The organism is Paraplanobispora siamensis (assembly GCF_016863175.1).
Taxonomy (GTDB): Bacteria; Actinomycetota; Actinomycetes; order Streptosporangiales; family Streptosporangiaceae; genus Planobispora; species Planobispora siamensis.
The window spans coordinates 1-1018 of the sequence record NZ_BOOJ01000142.1 but is presented as its reverse complement, the minus strand read 5'-3'; the positions used below and the strand labels follow the sequence as shown (position 1 = coordinate 1018).

The following is a 1018-nucleotide window of genomic DNA, read 5'->3' as shown; positions in this document are numbered from 1 at the left end:
TGGCGCAGATGGCGCTCATTCCACAGCAGGCAGCGGTCGAGCAGCTCTCGGCGGCATGACTGCACCCACCGCTCCATGATCGCGTTCATCCGCGGCACGCGGACACCGGTGAGCACGGTCCAGATCCCGGCCTCGGTGAGGATCTCGTCCATGAGGGCAGGGAACTTCCCATCCCGGTCCCGGATCAGATAGCGGGCCCGGCAGCCGGCCTCCTCCAGATCCATCACGAGGTTCTTCATCGCCTGGACCACCCAGACCGCGGTCGGATGGGCGGTGGTGCCCAGCACGCGGACGCGCCGGCTGGCGTGCTCGATAACGGCCAGGATGTACTGGCGCTGCCCGGTGAGGGTGACGGTCTCGATGAAGTCGCAGGCCAGCAGCGCCTCGGCTTGCGAGCGCAGGAAGCCGGCCCAGGTGACAGACGCCCGCTCAGGTGCCGGATCAACGCCTTCCTGCTTGAGGATCTCCCACACGGTGCAGGGCGCGACTGTGATGCCGAGCATGGCCAGCTCGCCATGTACCCGCCGATATCCCCAGGACGGGTTCTCGCGGACCAGGCGCAGGATGAGCGCGCGGATGGAGCGGACCGTGGGTGGGCGTCCCAGCCGCCTGGACTTACTGATGTGGGCGTGCCGCCGTCTCATCAGATCGCGGTGCCAGCGCAGGACGGTGTCCGGGCGGACGAGAAGCCGCACCCGGCGCAGGACCTCGCGGGGCAGCGACGTCAGCAGGGCGGCGAGGAAGGCACGGTCCTCGGAGACGAACCGCACCCTGGTGTCGGCACCGAGCTGCCGTTCGAGAACGGTGATCTGGTGGCGCAGGGTGAGGATCTCGACGTCCTTGTCCCGATCGCTCATCGGCAGCAGCCGCAGCGCGGCGAAGGCATTCGTGACGGCGAGATAGGCCAGACGAAAGAGCACGAACGATCATCATGCCGCACTCCGAGCGGCTGGGGATCACGCACATCAGGCGACCCTCAGCAAGCCCATGACCTGGCCGGATGACATTATCGGCAGGC

The 1018-nt window shown here is 67.7% G+C and carries 1 protein-coding gene; it reads right to left on the bottom strand.

Translation table 11 applies throughout. The features are described from left to right. Positions 1-920, bottom strand: a 920-nt coding sequence (locus Psi01_RS42925; protein ID WP_204069961.1) for a helix-turn-helix domain-containing protein, incomplete at its 3' end; no start/stop codon positions are given. Positions 921-1018: the final 98 nt, after the last annotated feature.